Source organism: Trichocoleus sp. Lan (assembly GCF_039961855.1).
In the GTDB taxonomy this organism is placed as follows: Bacteria; Cyanobacteriota; Cyanobacteriia; order Cyanobacteriales; family FACHB-T130; genus FACHB-T130.
On the sequence record NZ_JAMPKA010000025.1, the window covers coordinates 54,529 to 73,727 of the forward strand.

Consider the following 19,199-nt stretch of genomic DNA (forward strand, 5'->3'; position numbering starts at 1 on the left):
ACCGTTAAAGTGAAGGGTCAGCATTGGGTAATTGGCGAAATGTTTACGCTTCCCTGGGCAACTCGGCCAAGGCGATTGAGTACCATCAGCAGTCGTTGACCATCGCCCGTAAAGTTCATGACTGCCAAAAATGGAGACCCAAACATGATTAAACTCCCTGGAATTAAAGTTTTAGCCCAAATTTACGAAAGTGCCAATTCCCTGGTCTACCGAGGAATTAGAGAACAAGATAACCAACCGCTGATCCTGAAAGTCCTCAAAGAAGACTATCCTACCCCTGCCGAACTTGTCCGTTACCAGCAGGAATATGAAATCACCCGTAGCTTTGAACTAGGGGGAGTTGTGAAGGCTCACGAGCTACGAAAACATAACAACACACTGGTAATACTATTAGAGGATTTCGGTGGAGAATCCTTAGAGAGATTACTCGAAAAAAGACAGTTTACCTTATTAGAATTTCTCCAAATTGCCATTCAGATCGCTGAAACTCTGGGAAGAATTCATCAGTCAAACATTATCCATAAAGATATTAACCTGTCCAATATTGTTTTAAACCCTCAAACCGGAGAATTAAAAATTATTGACTTTGGCTTGTCCACAGTCTTGTCCAGGGAAAACACTGCCTTAAAAAGCCCTAATGTTTTAGAAGGAACGTTAGCTTATATTTCTCCCGAACAAACAGGCAGGATGAATCGAGCAATCGATTACCGCACTGATTTTTACTCGCTCGGAGTTACCTTTTATAAAATATTGACAAATCAATTGCCTTTTGATGCTATCGATGCAATGGAGTTGGTTCATTGTCATATTGCTAAACAACCCATCCCACCCCATATAATTAATCCCGAAATTCCTCTGGTCGTTTCAGAACTCGTGATGAAACTCCTGGCGAAAACAGCCGAGGAACGATACCAAAATGCTCTAGGCATTAGAGATGATTTGGTGATATGTCTAAGGCAACTAGAAACAGATGGGAAAATTGAAGATTTTGTTTTAGGTGAACAGGATATTTCTAATAAATTTCAAATCCCGCAAAAGCTCTATGGTAGGTCAACTCAAATTGAAACGTTACTCGCAGCTTTTGAGCGAATCACTCATGGTACTAGCCAACTTATGCTCGTTGCTGGATATTCCGGGATTGGTAAATCAGTATTAGTTCAAGAAATCTATAAACCAATTACTGAACGACGCGGTTATTACATTTCTGGTAAATTTGACCAGTTCCAGCGAAATATTCCTTACAGTGCTATCGTCAGTGCATTTCGAGAATTAGTTCGACAACTGCTAACTGAAACGTCTGAACAACTGCACCTATGGCGTGACAAACTCGTATCAGCATTAGGAGTAAACGGACAAATTATTATTGATGTTATCCCCGAAATCGAACTGATTATTGGCAAGCAACCAGCCGTCCTAGAGCTAGCAGCAAGTGAATCCCAAAATCGGTTTAACTTAGTCTTTCAAAACTTCATTCACGTCTTTTGTCAACAACAGCATCCCTTAGTTATCTTTCTAGATGACTTACAGTGGGCAGATATCGCTACTCTGAAATTAATGCAGCTAATGATGACCGATGTAGATACTTCGTATCTACTGCTGATTGGGGCATATCGGGATAATGAAGTTAGTGCAGCCCATCCCTTAAAAATAACCTTATCAGACATTCAAAAATCTGGAGCAACTGTAAATTCTATCTTGCTCTCGCCGTTAGATTTAACTTGTATCAATCAATTAATTGCTGATACGCTTAAGTGCGACGCTGAAAGGGCAAAGCCATTAGCCGAATTAGTGCTTGCCAAGACTCAGGGTAATCCGTTTTTCCTGAAAGAGTTTCTCCAGTCGCTTTATACAGAAAACCTATTAGATTTCGATTTTATCAGTAGCAGTTGGCAGTGGAATTTAGATCAAATTCAAGCACGAGGTATTACTGATAATGTCGTTGAGTTGATGACTCAAAAGATTCAAAAACTACCAGAACTGACGCAAGAAGTATTAAAAACGGCTGCTTGTATCGGGAACCAATTTGATTTAAAAACTCTCTCAAGTGTAGGTGAAAAGCCGCAAAAAGAAACGGCTTCCGAGCTCTGGTCAGCCGTGCGAGAAGGTCTAATTGTTCCAGTGGGAGATGATTACAAATTTCTGCAAACAGACCGAAATGGGGATGAATTCAAGGTAGCTTACAGGTTTGTCCACGATCGCATCCAACAAGCCGCCTACTCTCTCATTCCCTCACACCGCAAGCAAGCAAGCCATCTGCAAATCGGTCAACTACTCCTGAATAGTACCCCACTCCAGCAGCAAGAGGAAAAAATCTTTGACATTGTTAATCAATTGAATTTCGGCAGCAATCTGCTTGAAAACCAGCAGCAGCGAGATGAATTGGCAAAGTTAAACCTAATAGCTGGCAAGAAAGCAAAAGCCTCAGCCGCTTATCAACCCGCCCTTACCTACCTAACAAACGGCTTAGATTTGTTGAACCCCTCTGAGTCCTTCCTTAGCAAGGGCGGAAGTGAAGGCGGGTCAAGTTGGCAGACGCAGTACGATACTACACTTGCTCTGTATGTAGAAGCCGCAGAAGCCGCCTATTTGTGCGGTCAATTCGATGAAATGGAGAGATTAGTTCCAGTCGTGCTGCAACAGGGCAAAGGACTACTGGATAAAGTGAAAGTTTATGAAGTTAAAATCTCTGCTTATCTAACGCAGAACAAGCCATTAGAAGCAGTGGATACTGGACTAACAGTTCTGAAGCTGTTGGGAGTAAGTTTGCCTAAAAAGCCCAGTAACTTAGATGTCTTACTCGGTTTGATGGGGACAAAGTTAGCCTTGCTAGGGAAACGAATTGAGGACTTAATCGAATTACCGGAAATGACTGATCCTGATAAGTTGGCAGCAATTCGTATTCTATCGAGTGTAAGTTCTGCTTCCTATATAGCTGCTCCTAACCTATTACCGCTGGTTATTTTGAAAGGTATCAATATATCAGTCAAATACGGTAATGCTTCCTTCTCAGCAGTGATGTATGCAGCTTATGGGTTGATTCTTTGCGGAGTATTAGGAGACATTGAACCAGGCTACAAATTTGGCAACCTAGCTTTAAGTCTATTAGAGCGGCTCAATGCTAGGAAAGTAAAAGCGAAAACAGTCGCTATTGTTAATTACTTTATCAGGCATTGGCAGGAGCATGGAAGGCAGACATTACAGCCTTTACTGCTCGCCTACTCGAGCGGACTAGAAACAGGAGATTTAGAATATGGGACATATTCCATATTGTGGAACTCCTACAATTCCTATTGCATGGGGCTGGAGTTAGCTGTTGTTGAGCGGGAGGCAGCCAAATACAGTGATACTATCCAAAAATTAAAGCAAGAGCGAAACTTTCATTACATTAACCTAAATCGGCAGAGGGTTCTGAATCTGATGGGGCAATCGAAAAATCCCTGCCTTTTAATTGGTGATATTTATGACGAATCGAAAAGACTACCCCTTGATATTGAGGCGAATGATCAAACCCTACTTTTTCATACATATCTTGAAAAATTGACACTTTGTTACCTATTTGGAGAGTACGAGGAAGCGCTAGACAATGCGGCACTAGCGGAAAAATATATAGATAGTGCAGCAGGGATGTTGACGACTACGTTATTTTACTTTTACGATTCGCTTGCAAGAGTTGCTGTGTATTCTTCCTCCTCAAAATCCCAGCAAAAACGCCTATCTCGAAAGGTGCAATCTAACCAGAAAAAGTTTAAAAAATGGGCGCATCATTCCCCAATGAATCATTTACATAAATTTTATCTTGTAGAAGCAGAACGGCACCGATTTCAAGGGTCAGAGGTTGTGGCAATGGACTATTACAAAAAAGCTATTGCTCTTGCTAAAGAACATGAATACATCAATGAAGAAGCACTAGCACACGAACTCGCCGCTAAGTTTTATCTCGCTTTAGATCAAGATAAAATCGCGCAAGTCTATATGCAAGATGCCCGTTATTGCTATCTCCGCTGGGGTGCAACAGCTAAAGTTAACGATTTAGATACGCGCTATCCTCACTTATTACAAAGAAAGCCCTCGAACAGGGGAACACTTAGCACTAAGCTATCTACGCCGCCTACCACAACAGGAAGTAGCACTTCCTCTGAACTGGATTTGATCGCAATCATGAAAGCTTCGCAAACTCTATCTGAAGAAATTATGCTAGATAAATTACTGGCAAAATTGATGCGGATTATTATTGAGAATGCCGGAGCGCAAACGGGCTTTTTGATTCTGGAAAAGAAGGGAAAATTGCTAATTGAAGCTGAAGGAGCTGCGGATAAAGATGGCGTGACTGTGTTGCAGTCAATCCCCGTCCAGTCTATATGGGAACCTGATGATGAACTTCTGATGTCTCACACAATTGTTAACTATGTGGCTCGTACGCAGGAAAGTGTAGTCTTGAACGATGCTGCTAATGACCCTAAATTTGCTCATTCTCCCTATATCAAAGTACATAAGCCTAAATCAATTTTGTGTTTCCCTCTCCAACATCAAGGTAAACTGGCAGGAATTATCTATTTAGAAAATAATCTAACCACAGAGGCTTTTACTCCTGATCGCGTAGAAGTCTTAAATCTACTTTCCTCTCAGGCGGCGATTTCCATTGAAAATGCCCGTCTCTACAGCAACATGACAGAACTCAATCACGCGTTTGAGCGCTTTGTCCCGCGTCAATTCCTCCAATTATTGGATAAAGAAAGTATTATTGATGTTAAATTAGGCGACCAAGTTCAACAGGAAATGTCGGTACTCTTTTCCGATATTCGCGACTTCACAACTTTATCGGAAAGTATGAACCCTCAAGACAATTTCAAATTTATTAATTCCTATTTGTCTTACATGGAGCCAGCCATTATTGAAAATCAAGGATTTATTGATAAATATATTGGCGATGCAATTATGGCTCTATTTAGTGGCGAGGCAGATAATGCAGTGAAAGCAGGAATTGATATGCTGCATCGTCTTACCGACTATAATCAACATCGCACCGCTTCTGGATACGTGCCGATTAAGATTGGCATTGGCATCAATACAGGTTCTTTAATACTCGGTACGGTTGGGGGAAAAAACCGGATGGATAGCACGGTGATTAGTGATGCAGTGAATTTAGCATCGCGGATAGAAAGCTTGACTAAAAAATATGGGATTTCGCTGTTAATTAGCCACCAAACTTTCCAGTCTTTGCCAGATTCTAACCAGTATGCTATCCGTCTTATTGATCGCGTAAAAGTTAAGGGAAAATCAAAAGCGGTATCGATGTTTGAAGTTTTCGATGCCGATCCGCCGGAGACTTATGAGGGCAAGGTAGCCACGAGAACGCTATTTGAAGAAGCTTTGATACTCTACCATTGGCAAAAGCTTAGAGATGCTGAGCGATTATTTGCTGAGTGCCTGCGCCGCAATCCTACAGATAAAGCAGCTCAAATTTATCAACAGCGCTGCACTCAACCCGATTAGGACTAGGCAAAAATAGAAGGTTGGTGCAACCTAGGGCAACTCTGAGTTGGAATTATTGATATGTATAGGTTTCAGCCTTTGTCTCTTTACTGATGAATGATACCCGTTTTCACCGCTTGTTATCGCTCTTTTGTCACTCTCGCCTGAGCGAAAGCTGAAACCCTTACACCAAGCTAGGTTTAGCATTTGAGCCTATGACATGAGTTTCTATCAGGCAAGCGATCGCTAGATTGTCCATTGAGTAGGGCTTTCATCCATTGGCTACTATTTTTATTTTCCTGGAGTGACACAAGAGCGATATATTAGAGCGATCGCTCTCTTCGGCTTTTGTTATGGAGGATTGACGCTGAATCTTGCGATCGCAGTGGGCATTATTCACACCCTAGAAGAAATTGCGATGACGTTAATCCTTCCTCAGTGGACTTATGATGTATTGAGTATCGTTCATACACTCTCGACTGCACCAATCTTACTGAAGAGAAAGCGATGCTGTGAAAGCCACCGCTACTTGATAGCACCTTGTATTATAGTATCCGTGCTAAAAACATCCAGCCCATGATACTAGAGGTTGCAATCCTTGATGTTAAGCCCAGTATGGTTAATGAGTTTGAAACGGCTTTTAAAACAGCTTCAACCATCATTGCCTCCATGCCAGGGTATATTTCTCATGAACTCCAACGTTGCTTAGAAACCACGAACCGCTATATTCTACTTGTGCGCTGGCAGACGTTAGAAGATCACACCATTGGGTTTCGACAATCGCCAGAGTACCAACAGTGGCGTTCCTTGTTGCATCACTTCTATGACCCGTTCCCAACAGTGGAACACTATGAAGTCGTTGCTTTTCGCTAGCCATCTACCCGACGAATTGGAATTTGGATTTCACTGCGCTTGGCAGGTTCGGGGACATAGGGAGCATCGTAGAAGAAGCGGCGAGGTGAGCCAACAACGGTGTACTCCGGGTGCTGCGCTAACCACTCCCGTAATCGCTCTATGTTCTTTTGGTAGCTTACGTAATCGTAACTGCCTTTTAGCCCAAGGCTGACGACTGTCATGGGTGCGATGTCTTCTACCTGAATGTTTTGTGCAATCTCAGAAGGGTAGATGTCAGTGCTGCGGTAGAGGAATGAAACAAGCGCTTCACCCCGTTCATTGGATGCGCCCATCTCACTGGCTTCTAGGGTGTTAACTGGATAACGGGTTTCTACCGGAGCCGTCATGGAGATATTGTTAGAGCTGATGTGGCGATAAAGAGGGTCAAAAGCTCTATTAGCTGCCATTGAGAGTTCTCCTGAATAGCGAACTGTGGCAGAACGGTATGCGGGATATTGTTTGACTTCAATTTGCCCTTCTGGTGTTGGAGGTGGAAATCCTTCTGGCAAGGGAGCGGCGGTAGCACTGTAGGCGAAAAATGCGATCGCAACTACTACCAGGATTCCTACGGGGAATAATATGTTCTCTAGCTTCACAGGGAACCTCAGAAATTCATCCTATTCTCAGTCTGGCAGTTTTTCATGCGAGCAGGGTTTCACCTTCCTTGCACAGCGCAATCATGCGATCGCAATTCCCTCTCGACACAGTACCTATCTTACCTTTACCCATCAGCTCCGAACCTAAGGAATAGCGTGTCTATAACACGATCGTCCAAATCAATTAGCTTCAGCCATGCTAGCGTCAAGCATTTGCCACGTCATCTCCTGACCTGCCCGTAAGGGCACAAGTCCGGATTCAGTAAATGGCAATTCATCGGGAACGCGCCAGGTCGTTCTGGTCAAGGTAATCTGTTCGGTATTGCGCGGAAGTTGATAAAAATCTGGCCCATAGAAGCTAGCGAAAGCTTCAAGTTTATCGAGTGCATCAACGCTCTCAAAAGCTTCTGCATATAACTCCATAGCATGCAGAGCCGAATAGCAACCCGCACAGCCACAGGAACTTTCTTTGCCATTGCGGGGATGGGGAGCGCTATCGGTGCCTAGAAAAAACTTAGGATTGCCAGAAGTTGCCGCTTGCAAAAGTGCCAGACGATGATCCTCTCGTTTCAGAATTGGCAGGCAATAGAAATGGGGGCGAATGCCACCTTGAAATAGGATATTGCGGTTAAATAACAGATGTTGTGGCGTAATCGTTGCAGCGATATTGTTGGCAGACAGGACATACTGCACAGCATCTGAGGTGGTAGCGTGTTCAAGCACCACGCGCAGGTTGGGAAATCGCTGCTTGAGAGGGATCAAATGTTGCTCAATAAACACTTTCTCGCGATCGAACATATCAACATCTCGATCGGTTACTTCTCCGTGCAGCAATAAAGGCAGGTCTACCTGCTGCATCGCTTCAAAGACGCGATCGCACTGACGAATGTCCGTCACGCCGAAGTCTGAGTTGGTCGTTGCACCGGCTGGGTAGTACTTGACCGCTTTGACAAACTGGGATTCTTTAGCCCGGATAATTTCTTCGGGGCTGGTGTTGTCGGTGAGGTAGAGCGTCATCAGTGGCTCAAACTGTTTGCCAGCCGGAATCACTGCAAGGATGCGATCGCGATAGGCCGCAGCATCCGCTACCGAGCGTACTGGGGGCTTCAAGTTCGGCATGATGATAGCGCGGGCAAACTGACGCACCGTATGGGGCAGAACCGCTTTCAGCGCTGCACCGTCACGTAGATGTAGATGCCAGTCGTCGGGTCGGGCGATCGTAAGCTTTTGCATCACTCAATTATAAAACTGCGAGTGCTTTAGCAAGGAAGTCACAAGCTAACAACGCCCAGGCACACTGCCTACCAACAGATAATCGGTTTGATGCAGAGGTTACTTGCGGCAGGTGATGGGCACTGCTAGCCTACTTTTATACCCCACGCTAGAGCAGTAAGCCTTTACCTTCCTTTCATAGCTATGAGCAACGACGCGATCGCACTTTATGAACCAATCAACCTTCTGAAACAGGTTGACGAAGATATTTGGATCGTAGATGGTTCCATCGTGCAGATGGCAATGTATGGAGCAAAGGTGCCCTTCCCAACCCGAATGACGATTGTGCGACTGAGCACTGGTGACCTATGGTGCCATTCACCAACAGAATTGACTCCAGAACTGAAAGCTCAAATTGACTCCCTCGGTTCACTGCGCCACCTCATTTCGCCCAACAAAATTCATTACGCCCATATCGGTGCTTGGACTAGCGCCTATCCAGAAGCTGTAGCATGGGCATCTCCAGGTGTTCGCGATCGTGCCGCGCAGCAGAAAATTGCCGTGGATTTTGATGCTGACTTGGAAGATGAACCACCACGTGAGTGGGTAGCAGACCTAGACCAATTAATCTTTCGTGGCGGTCGATTTATGGAAGAAGTCGTCTTTTTCCACCGCAAGAGTGCCACTCTCATCCTTGCCGATCTCATCGAAAACTTTGAACTAAATAAAGTGAGCCAGCAGTTGCATTGGCTACTTAAATTAGGGGGTGTTGCCGATCCGGATGGAAAACTCCCATTGGATTTGCGAATGACATTTCTCGGGAAAAAGGAACAGGCACGTAGCTGTTTACAGCGAATACTTCAGTGGAACCCTGAAAAAGTTATCCTATCCCACGGTCGTTGGTATGAGAATAACGGTACTGCTGAGTTACGGCGTGCTTTTCGCTGGCTTGAATAACGTTTAGACGACAGCAAGCTAACACTTTAATGAAGCGGATAGTGTAAAGGATCTCATGCTTAGTTTCACTGGTATCTACCGTCGCTCACTTTTGCCGTTAGCCAGCAAGCATTTAGGCCGTTATTAAACTAAATTGTCTAACTGAACGTATTGTAAAGGGCTAGGTTAAGCATTTCTAAAAGCATTTAATATCGCTTGCATTACTTTTCCTGAGCCTCTTGCTTAAAGCTTATTGTCCTTCAATTTATTGGGTTGCCTAAAACGATTTTTACCAGCAATACGCAGGAGCCGCAAGAATTTTGGACATTCAAAATGGTTAGGCGCAGTGCAAGCTGCCGCGTGGCGGAGACCATCGCGCATCGCAGTCAGTTCTTTAATCTTTTTATCCAACTCATCTGCCTTCGCTAAGAGCAGCGTTCTATTGATTTCAGGGACTTCAGGCGTAAACATTTCACGAATCTCATCGAGGGAGAAACCGGCGCTACGCCCCAAGGAAATCAAAGCGAGCCGTTCTATAACACTGGCATCAAAGAGCCTCCGTAAGCCATTTCTGCCGTTCGACTGGATCAGTCCTTTTTCCTCATAAAATCGTAGCGTTGAGGTCGGTAATCCAGAAGCCTTTGAGACCTCAGTGATATCCATGATTTTCTTGGTGCAACGACTGCTTGACTTCAAGTCAACTTGAAGTTGTATCGTATATTCAAACACAAATAAGCACAAGGCTGACGCGATCGGTTTGTGGCAGATGATGGATACCTTGAGCAATGGAGGCGTTGATATGGAAGCAAGTTTTTGGCAGCGAAAATGGGAAGCGGGAGATATTGGTTTTCACCAAAGTGAGGCAAACCCATTCCTTGTCGAACATTTTGAAAAATTAAATGTGGCGAAGGGCGGTCGTGTATTTCTACCGTTGTGTGGCAAGACGCGCGATCTTGCATGGTTGCTTAATTGTGGTCATCGAGTGGTTGGTGCAGAGTTAAGCGAACTTGCAATTAACGAATTGTTTAACGACCTGGGAGTCAAGCCAAAAATCTCCAGAGTTGGTAAATTAACCCACTACTCCGCCAAGGATATCGACATATTTGTTGGCGATATTTTTGATGTGTCTGCTGAAGTTCTTGGGCCGGTTGACGCGGTATATGACCGCGCAGCGTTGGTTGCAATGCCTGAAAATAGGCGTCATCAATATACGTCACACTTGATGGAAATCACCCACGCGGCACCGCAGTTGCTGATTTCTTACGAATACAATCAACAACTCATGGATGGCCCCCCGTTCTCAGTCGGTGAAGCAGAAGTAAAACACCATTATGCGTCTGCTTATCAATTGAACTCTGTTGAAAGCAGGGAAATCACTGGTGGATTAAAGGGAAAAGTTGCAGCAATTGAGAGGATTTGGTTGCTTCAAAAATTCTAAAAAGTTAGGTTGATATGCTGAGTATTGAATGGATGTTGTTATACATCCTGTTGGGTTTCTTTGTCGGTTTTATGGCAGGCTTACTGGGTGTGGGTGGCGGTGGAATACTCGTTCCCTTGCTGGTATCCATTTTTAGTAACCAGGGTATCAGTGCAGATAACGTCGTTCATTTGGCGTTAGGAACAACATTGGCTTGCACGATCATTTCTTCAATCGCAAGTATTCGCGCCCATGCTGCTCAAGGAACTGTATTGTGGAAGGTGGTTTACGGGATGGCACCCGGCATTGTGGTGGGTGCCTTTCTGATTACCCGCATCGCCGCCAAGGTCAACTCAGCTTACATCGCTATATTCTTTGCGCTGTTCATGGCTCTGGTCGCAGGTCAGATGTTTCTGAATTGGCGACCGAAAGCTAGCCGCAAGTCGGCGAAGTTTCGTGGCTTATTTCTAGCGGGGACAGGCATTGGATCGGTATCTGCTCTTGCTGCGGTTGGTGGTGGTTTTTTAGCAGTCACTTACCTCAGCTACCAGAATATGGAGATGAAAAAGGCGATTGGTACTTCATCTGCAATTGGATTTCCCATTGCGATCGCAGGTACTGTTGGGTACATAATGACTGGCTGGTCTCAAACATTGAGCGTTCCCTATACGATTGGCTTTATCTATGTGCCAGCTTTTTTGGTAATCGCGATCGCAAGTTCGATTGCAGCTCCCTATGGTGCTCGCTACTCTCATCGTTTACCTGAGACTCATTTGAAGAAGATATTCGCCGTTCTCTCGCTCATTCTGAGTATCAAGATGCTTTTCTCAGTTGTTTAGTGTTGACCTAAAAGTGTGTTCCTAATTAGTGGGCAGATGCTGTGACCGCCAGTAGGATGGGGACAGAGTGACCTGTTCATCGCTCCACCTAGCTCTAGACGCTGATGCATACCTACACGCTGTCGGGCACTGATTTGAGAGTTTCGCGAGTTGCCTATGGCTGCATGAATATTGGCGGCACTTGAGATGATACACCGCTTTCTACAGATGTGAGGGAAAGTGCATATCGGGCTATTCAGGCAGCTCTGGAAACAGACATTACCCTGTTTGACCATGCAGATATTTACACGCGGGGCAAGTCAGAGCAGGTGTTTGGTGATGTGCTCAAAGCCTCGCCAGGTTTGCGTGAGCAAATTGTGCTTCAGTCGAAGTGCGGTATTCGTTTCGCGGGAGATCCTCAGCCAAGCGACCCCCAGCGCTACGACTTTAGCTATGAGCACATCGTCGCGTCAGTGGAAGGCAGTTTGCAAAGACTGCAAACCGACTACCTCGATATTCTGCTGCTGCATCGCCCCGATCCGCTGGTAGAAACCGAGGAAGTCGCGCGAGCCTTTGATGCCTTGCAGACATCGGGCAAGGTGCGCCACTTCGGGGTCAGTAATCATACAGCGGGGCAGATTGAGCTATTGCAAAAGAGCGTGGGGCAACCGCTGCTGATCAATCAGGTGGAGCTAAGCCTGTTGCACTCGTATTTGATTGACGAGGGCATTGTTGCAAACATGTCTGGCGTCAGCTCGGCCTTGGCAACCGGAACGCTGGACTACTGCCGCAGCCACAACATCTTGATACAGGCTTGGGGACCGCTAGCAGGGGGCAAGCTTTTCAAATCCAACGCAGAAGCCGATCCGGCGTTGAGCAAGACGGTTCAGCTCGTGAGTCTGTTGGCTGAAGCAAAGCAGACAAGTCGTGAAGCCATTGTTCTCGCTTGGCTGTTGCGCCATCCTGCGGGCATTCAACCGATTGTGGGGTCAACTAAGCCAGAACGGATTGCAGCGTGCGCTTTAGCCGATGAAGTCGCTTTGACGCGGGAAGAGTGGTACTCGTTGTTTACAGCAGCGAGGGGTGGGCGGGTTCCCTAAACAGGGGTGGGGCCGATGCTCTCGATGGAAGTTGCGATCGCACGCTGAGCAGCGGAGCACTCCTTATGCTGCATGTCCGCCCTCTATTATGCAATGCCTATCTTCGCGACGACGGCGAGGCATAGGCGACCTTCTAATATTTGAGTTAATTTTGACCGCTTCACAAAATAATTTACAGTCTCAGGTGCCGCTTACTCAGTATTAGCACAACTCTCAGTATTATTTCAAATTGTAAGGATTTTTACTAAGTTTAGATAGTTTGTGGGCAGCTTAATTAAGCTGAAACATAACTGTTAACTTAAAACTATAAATGTTTGACTTTCATTCTCCTACAAAACAAGGCTCTCAGAGTCAAAAATCCTTATCTTCTCAAGCTAAAACGAAAAAATCACTTGCTCGTCGAACACTTATTCAAATTGCGTTTAGTGTTACGGCTGTTATTGTTGGCTCAACAGCGATTAGCTACTTTCAGATTGTTTCTACTCTCAAGTCGCAGACGTTAGACCAACTCAAGAGTCATGTAATAGAGCGAGGTCAACGAGAACAAAGTATCTTTTTAATGGCAGAAGATAACCATGCCATCTTTAAGGAGGAGTGGCTACGACGCTTGGAAAATACTGATAGCGAAGGCGTAAAAGCTCGCTTCGATCAGCTATTTGTGCGTTTTCCCGATGGGGCAACCCGCAATCGCCCCAACTTGTTCGATGGCAAACGGCAAGCAGGCGTGTTCATTGATAAGCCAGTTCTAATCAATGATGACATTCGCCGTCGCGTAGTAACGTCCTACGATTTAATCAATGCCTATGGTCCACCCTGGCATAATCGCTTTCCGGATCTCTACCTGAATATGCCAGAGAATATTGCTGTTATTTACTGGCCTGATTATCCAACATGGGCACAGGATGCCCCCGTTGGCTTTGACTTATCCAAGGAAGAATATGTGTGGGTTGGTGACCAGAAGCACAATCCAGCCAGAGAAACGGTTTGGTCGGGGGCTCAAATCGATGGGGTTGCTAAAATCTGGATTCTTTCTTGTGTAACGCCTATCTACTCTAATGACAGAATCATCGGTACTCTTGGACAGGATGTATTACTGAATGATTTATTTAAGCGAACGATCGAGGAGCACATTGAAGGCGGTTATAACCTAATTTTTCGAAAAGATGGTCGCCTGATTGCTCATCCGCAATTGATGGAGCAAATTCAGCAACAAAAAGGTGAGTTTAAAATTCTTGAATCAGGAGACACTCAGCTAAAACGTATTTTTGAGGCGGTCACAAATAAAGCAACCGATCAAGTCGTCATCGATAATCCGAACGAGAGCAATTACTTAGCTGTCACTACGCTACAGGGACCTGATTGGTACTTTGTTACTGTTTTACCCAAAGCAATTTTGGCTGAAAAAGCGATCTCGCTAGCTCGCTTTACGTTGTTTCTAGGCTTTGGCTCCCTCATGATTGTTGTAGCAATTGTGTTTTGGGTTTTACGTCGGCGCATTGCAACTCCTTTAGAAGAAATCACTGTTGCAACGAATCGAATTGCCAATGGAGAGTTTCAGGTGGTTCTTGATGACAGCAGCCAAGATGAGTTAGGTCGGTTAGCACAGGCATTCAACACAATGATCCGAGAGGTCGCCGCTAAAACGACAGAATTGGAGGCTAAAACGACAGAATTGGAGGCTAAAACGACAGAATTACAGAGAAACCTGGAGCAGCAGGCTATTTCGGTCAATCAGACGACTGCCACAATGGATGAGTTAAATACCTCTTCTCGGCAAGCGGCTGAACAAGCTGAAGCGGCTGCAACTGGAGCGCGCCAAGTTCTCATATTGATTGATGATAGTGAGCAAAAGAACGGTTCTGGAACTGCTTCTAGCTTAAAAGCGAAGGTCGAACAAATTGGAGAACAAATCTTACACTTTAGAGATCAAACGACTCAAATCAATGCGATTTCTAACTTAGTTAGTGATTTAGCTAACCAAACGAACATGTTGGCACTCAATGCGGCGGTCGAAGCAGTTCGGGCAGGCGAAAATGGTAGGGGCTTTGCTGTTGTGGCTGCTGAGATTCGAAAACTAGCGGATAGAAGCCGTAAATCGGCTGAACAGATTAGTGAACTGGTAGCCAGTATTCAAAAAGCGACGAAAGCTACTGTGGCAGTATCCGATGAAGGCCGTAAAACCGTGGAAGAGATCGTAGATGCAGTCAATACGATTACAGTGAATAGTCAGCAAATCTCTCTAACGGCTAAACAACAGTCGAGCGGAATTCAGCAAGTTGTCAGTGCGATGAATGCTTTGAGTCAAGCTGCAAACCGTGGATAGTCCCAATTAATCCCAATGGAGTGAGCATTTCCAGGCCAGTATTGAATCTGGTGAAGCTTTAGGGAGAACTCCGATTGGAGAAGTTACTGTGGCGTATTTGGAGGTGAATAGCCCTGCTCAAGTAGTAGCACGACAACTATGGATTCGTTTGGGTTTGTTCCATAACTACGCGGTACAACAACGCCCATGCACCCGCCGAACATCAAAATTGATTAGTTGGAATCACAAAGTTATCTGTATCGGCTCAACTGTACCGTTATGCTGCTGAGTCTTCGGTAAAGAGGCAACCAAAGGGCTATCTGTCGATGTTCAGGATTGAATGATTTTGAGGTTTCGGTAGGGCGGCAGGTGAAGGGTATCTGCGGAGCGGTTTAGGCTTTATTGTGGTGCTCAGACCCTTTACCAACTTGATAGGAGGACATCAACGTGACTGATGAACAACATCCCCTGCTGAAAGCATCAGATATCAATTCAATGGATGCATTTGAGTTTCATCATCCGCTTAATCCCAATTCAGAAATTTATTTACGCTTCCTGGGGCGTGCTGTCGGTCTTAAACGCATTGGCGTAACAATTGCTCGCGTACCATCAGGCAAGGAATCTTTCATTTTCCACGCTCACCAGAATGAAGAAGAATGGGTTTACATTTTGTCGGGTCGAGGTATTGCGGAAATTGGAGATGTGGAGTATGAAGTCGAGCCAGGAGACTTCATGGGCTTTGGGCTACCTCAACAACCCCATCATCTTCGTAATCCATTCGATGAAGACCTTGTGTACCTGATAGGTGGAGAAGCAGGACGCTTAGATGTTGGCATTTTTCCTCGGCTTGGTAAACGAGTAATTATGGAGGGTGAGTCAGCTTACATATTTGATGAGTCAGCGCTTCAACTTTTTTGGAGCAGCAAGCAATCTACTGAGGATTGATATCTGTTGGAGTGGTCGCGACATAACAACCCTAGTGCAGCGGCCACTTGTGGAGTTAAATAAAGTGTTGGCAACCGCTGGTCAAGAGTGTTCGGCTGAAATTTGTTCTAAGTACAGCTAGAGTTCATAGAAAAGACTTGAGGGATCACAAAATGCAAAGCCAGAATATAGATTTAATCCGAACCCTCTTTCAAAGCCGCTTAGCGACTCTTGAGCATCTCTTGAAGTCAGCTCAGACTCATTTTTGTGATGACGAGTCGTTCCTTCAAAAGCGCATTGCAGCTGATATGTTTCCCTTCGGTACACAGATTGCTTTCACCTGCAATCAACCACGCAACTTTGCTCTGTGGTGTGATGGCAAACCTGCGAATAATCTAGAGCCAGACGTCATAGCTCTCACACAGGCATACGAACACATAGCAAACACTAAGGAACTTCTTTTGGGTGTTAACGCTGAAGATGCAAAGCTAGCTGAGGTGACGCGCATTAACTTGAGTCAGGACCTCTACGTCGAGTTATCTGGTAATGCCTACGTGAATGAATTTCTAATTCCAAACTTTTACTTCCATATGGTCACAGCTTACGATATTCTTCGCATGGCTGGTGTACCAATTGGAAAACGAGATTACATGCTGCACTTGGTGCCATTAATCAGAAAGAATGAGGCCTAACTATTTAAATGCAGCGGACGGTCAAGAGTCACTCGCTCTAAATTCGGGATTATTGCCGCCGCTGATTTGAGCTGTTATGCTTCGGAACCAGCAGCGACGTACATCAAGCTGATGATCGGTTGAATTTACGCTTAGAAACCCCTAGCAGAGCTTTTCGCTAAGACTAAGCGAAGGTCATAGCGATCGCGGTTCATCACCTTGTCCCACGCCGCCACAAAGTCATTGACAAACTTCTGCTGCGAGTCCACACATCCATAGACTTCCGCCAGGGCGCGGAGCTGAGAGTTTGAGCCGAAGATCAGGTCAACACGGGTCGCAGTCCACTTCAGGTCGCCTGTTTTGCGATCGCTCCCCTCGAACTCATACTCATCTTCAGAGGTCGCCTTCCACGTCGTACCCAGGTCGAGCAGGTTCACGAAGAAATCATTGGTCAGCGTTTCTGGGCGATGGGTGAAGACGCCGTGTTTAGAGCCTCCAAAGTTTGCACCCAGGACGCGCAAGCCGCCCAAGAGAGCCGTCATTTGAGGAGCTGACAGAGACAGCAATTGCGCCCGATCGACCAGCAACTCTTCGAGTGATTCGCTGTGTTTGCCGCTCGTGTAGTTGCGGAACCCGTCCGCCGTCGGCTCAAGTGGAGCGAAGGATTCTACATCCGTTTTCTCTTGCGATGCATCCGTGCGTCCCGGTGTAAAGGGAACCGTCACGTCATGACCGGCATTTTTCGCCGCTTGCTCAATGCCCGCGCATCCGCCCAGAACGATCAAGTCAGCAATCGAAACCCGCTTGCCGCCAGACTGCGAGTTGTTGAACGCCTGTTGGATGCCCTCTAGGGTTTGCAGCACCGTTGCCAACTGGGCTGGCTGGTTGACTTCCCAATCCTTCTGCGGCGCAAGACGAATGCGCGCTCCGTTCGCTCCACCACGCATGTCAGAGCAACGGAAGGTCACCGCCGACGCCCAAGCCGTTGAAACCAGTTGAGAAACAGTTAGTCCCGAAGCCAGAATCTTAGCTTTGAGAGCGGCAATGTCCTGCTCATCTATCAATTCATGATCGACTGCGGGGATGGGATCTTGCCACAAGAACTCTTCCTGAGGAACCTCTGGTCCGAGATAGCGCGATCGCGGTCCCATGTCGCGGTGGGTCAGCTTGAACCACGCCTTGGCGAACTGCTCTGCGAACTCATCCGGGTTATCGTGGTAGCGCTTCGCAATCTGGTTGTAGATGGGGTCCATCTTCATGGACATGTCCGCCGTGGTCATCATGGGGGCGTGCCGTTTTGACAGGTCGTGTGCGTCGGGCACCGTACCCGCACCAGCATCGCCCTTGGGCTTCCATTGCCACGCGCCAGCGGGACTCTTCGTCAGCTCCCAGTCATATTTGAACAGGGTTTCAAGATAGCTGTTGTCCCACTGCGTCGGCGTGGGGGTCCATGCGCCTTCGATACCGCTGGTGATCGCATCGACACCGACACCCGTGTTGAAGGCGTTCTTCCAGCCGAGGCCCTGATCGATGATGGTGGCACCCCCAGGATCGGCACCTACGTGCGTCGCCTCGCCCGCACCGTGACATTTGCCAAAGGTATGTCCACCAGCGGTGAGCGCGACTGTCTCCTCGTCGTTCATCGCCATCCGAGCAAAGGTTTCGCGAATATCGCGCCCTGAGCCGACCGGATCGGGTTCGCCGTCTGGTCCTTCCGGGTTGACGTAGATCAGGCCCATCTGAACAGCGCCGAGGGGATTCAGGAGTACGCGATCGCCTTCGTAACGCTCATTGCCGAGCCAAGCTTTCTCAGAACCCCAGTAGATGTCTTCTTCTGGCTGCCAGACATCCACGCGCCCACCAGCAAAGCCCAACGTTTTGAAGCCCATCGATTCCAAGGCGCAATTGCCTGCGAAGATCATCAGGTCGGCCCACGAAATTTTCTTGCCGTATTTCTGCTTGATGGGCCAAAGCAACATGCGCGCCTTGTCGAGGTTGGCATTGTCAGGCCAACTGTTGAGCGGCTCAAACCGCTGGCTACCCGAACCCGCGCCGCCGCGACCATCGCCAATCCGATATGTGCCGGCGCTGTGCCAAGCCATCCGGATGAAGAGCGGCCCATAATGACCGTAGTCGGCTGGCCACCAGTCCTGGGAGGTGGTCATCAGCTCGTAGATATCTGCCCTCAAGGCAGCTAAGTCAAGACTCTTGAATTCCTCAGCGTAGTTGAATTCCTCACCCATAGGATTGGCTTGGGGGGTGTGCTGGTGGAGGATGCTCAGATTCAAATAATTCGGCCACCAGTCTCGGTTCGACGGCATATGACGAGGCTGAGATTTCTGACCGCCGCCCGTAAATGGGCATCCGCTTCCGCTGCTCATACTATTTTCCTATCAAGATGTGTGGGTCGATTTTTTGATGTACTGCGGGTATTGCCAACAAATAGCACATAGTAATTACTGGAATAATCGATGAACAAATAATCGAAGAGAAATATAATCAACGTTATGATTTGAAACAATGAATTTGTGATTTGCAACAATTAGTGAGTTACCAATAAACCAAGAGTGCGATCGCGTTAGCGAAGCGGGACGTAGTCCAGCGCTGCTGCATTCGCCCTACAGCCCTCCCTTGCATCCTACGGCAGGCGTTACCGAAGCGTCGCGCAGATGGCAACTCTATTAGGTTTGTTAAGTTACTAGCACAGTGTACTCATTGCGATCGCACTGATTGTTCATTATGGAATTGGATCAAACTTTGCCGTAGGTTGAGTTTCCTTCTGTCAACCCAACCTACGGCAAGGGGCGATCGCACTAGACGGACAAGAGTGTTAGTTATGATGCAAGTATTGCCTGCC

At 46.6% G+C, this 19,199-nt stretch carries 15 protein-coding genes; 10 read left to right on the forward strand and 5 right to left on the reverse strand.

The annotated features are described in order from the left end of the window. Positions 1 to 17: 17 nt before the first annotated feature. Positions 18 to 146, reverse strand: a complete 129-nt coding sequence (locus tag NDA03_RS20795; protein WP_277877550.1) for a hypothetical protein — start codon at positions 144 to 146, stop codon at positions 18 to 20. On the opposite strand from NDA03_RS20795, the gene NDA03_RS20800 reads away from it, so the two are divergent. From NDA03_RS20800 to NDA03_RS20810, 3 genes are all read left to right on the forward strand, one after another. Continuing rightward, on the forward strand, positions 145 to 5,493 hold the full coding sequence (locus tag NDA03_RS20800) for an AAA family ATPase (RefSeq protein WP_348239016.1): 5,349 nt from the start codon (positions 145 to 147) through the stop codon (positions 5,491 to 5,493). The two genes, NDA03_RS20795 and NDA03_RS20800, sit on opposite strands and share 2 nt — an antisense overlap. 283 nt (positions 5,494 to 5,776) lie before the next feature. Next, a complete protein-coding gene (locus NDA03_RS20805) occupies positions 5,777 to 6,052 on the forward strand; it encodes a hypothetical protein (protein WP_190667023.1) in 276 nt (91 codons plus the stop codon). Continuing rightward, positions 6,049 to 6,345, forward strand: a complete 297-nt coding sequence (locus tag NDA03_RS20810) for an antibiotic biosynthesis monooxygenase (protein ID WP_190412859.1) — start codon at positions 6,049 to 6,051, stop codon at positions 6,343 to 6,345. Before NDA03_RS20805 ends, NDA03_RS20810 begins: the two co-directional genes overlap by 4 nt. On the opposite strand, the gene NDA03_RS20815 is transcribed toward NDA03_RS20810, so the two are convergent. Next, a complete protein-coding gene (locus NDA03_RS20815) occupies positions 6,342 to 6,962 on the reverse strand; it encodes a heme-binding protein (protein ID WP_190683893.1) in 621 nt (206 codons plus the stop codon). The two genes, NDA03_RS20810 and NDA03_RS20815, sit on opposite strands and share 4 nt — an antisense overlap. Positions 6,963 to 7,142: 180 nt before the next feature. Beyond that, on the reverse strand, positions 7,143 to 8,195 hold the full coding sequence (gene pyrC, locus NDA03_RS20820) for a dihydroorotase (RefSeq protein ID WP_348239017.1): 1,053 nt from the start codon (positions 8,193 to 8,195) through the stop codon (positions 7,143 to 7,145). A 183-nt stretch (positions 8,196 to 8,378) separates the two neighbouring features. Between pyrC and NDA03_RS20825 the strand changes: the two genes are divergently transcribed. Further along, the gene (locus NDA03_RS20825; RefSeq protein WP_348239018.1) at positions 8,379 to 9,131 is read left to right on the forward strand and encodes a DUF4336 domain-containing protein; all 753 of its coding nucleotides are present in this window, start codon (positions 8,379 to 8,381) and stop codon (positions 9,129 to 9,131) included. Between the two features lie 222 nt (positions 9,132 to 9,353). On the opposite strand, the gene NDA03_RS20830 is transcribed toward NDA03_RS20825, so the two are convergent. Next, on the reverse strand, positions 9,354 to 9,773 hold the full coding sequence (locus NDA03_RS20830) for a helix-turn-helix domain-containing protein (RefSeq protein ID WP_190524816.1): 420 nt from the start codon (positions 9,771 to 9,773) through the stop codon (positions 9,354 to 9,356). Between the two features lie 136 nt (positions 9,774 to 9,909). Here NDA03_RS20830 and tmpT point away from each other — a divergent pair, with 136 nt between their 5' ends. The 6 genes from tmpT to NDA03_RS20860 all read left to right on the forward strand — a co-directional run bounded on the left by tmpT (position 9,910) and on the right by NDA03_RS20860 (position 16,363). Beyond that, entirely contained in the window at positions 9,910 to 10,548 is a 639-nt protein-coding gene (tmpT, locus tag NDA03_RS20835) for a thiopurine S-methyltransferase (RefSeq protein WP_348239019.1), read from the forward strand. Positions 10,549 to 10,562: 14 nt separating this feature from the next. After that, complete coding sequence (locus tag NDA03_RS20840) at positions 10,563 to 11,366, forward strand: sulfite exporter TauE/SafE family protein (protein WP_348239020.1); 804 nt, start codon at positions 10,563 to 10,565, stop codon at positions 11,364 to 11,366. A gap of 209 nt (positions 11,367 to 11,575) precedes the next feature. Continuing rightward, positions 11,576 to 12,445 carry an aldo/keto reductase gene (locus NDA03_RS20845; RefSeq protein WP_348239021.1) on the forward strand — a complete coding sequence of 290 codons (870 nt, stop codon included), beginning with the start codon at positions 11,576 to 11,578 and terminating at the stop codon, positions 12,443 to 12,445. A gap of 310 nt (positions 12,446 to 12,755) precedes the next feature. Then, the gene (locus tag NDA03_RS20850) at positions 12,756 to 14,768 is read left to right on the forward strand and encodes a methyl-accepting chemotaxis protein (RefSeq protein WP_190434248.1); all 2,013 of its coding nucleotides are present in this window, start codon (positions 12,756 to 12,758) and stop codon (positions 14,766 to 14,768) included. A 426-nt stretch (positions 14,769 to 15,194) separates the two neighbouring features. Beyond that, positions 15,195 to 15,692, forward strand: a complete 498-nt coding sequence (locus tag NDA03_RS20855; protein ID WP_348239022.1) for a cupin domain-containing protein — start codon at positions 15,195 to 15,197, stop codon at positions 15,690 to 15,692. Positions 15,693 to 15,844: 152 nt separating this feature from the next. Next, on the forward strand, positions 15,845 to 16,363 hold the full coding sequence (locus tag NDA03_RS20860; protein WP_190531233.1) for a DUF1993 domain-containing protein: 519 nt from the start codon (positions 15,845 to 15,847) through the stop codon (positions 16,361 to 16,363). 131 nt (positions 16,364 to 16,494) lie between these two features. On the opposite strand, the gene katG is transcribed toward NDA03_RS20860, so the two are convergent. Further along, on the reverse strand, positions 16,495 to 18,723 hold the full coding sequence (gene katG, locus NDA03_RS20865) for a catalase/peroxidase HPI (RefSeq protein ID WP_348239023.1): 2,229 nt from the start codon (positions 18,721 to 18,723) through the stop codon (positions 16,495 to 16,497). Between the last annotated feature and the right edge of the window lie 476 nt (positions 18,724 to 19,199).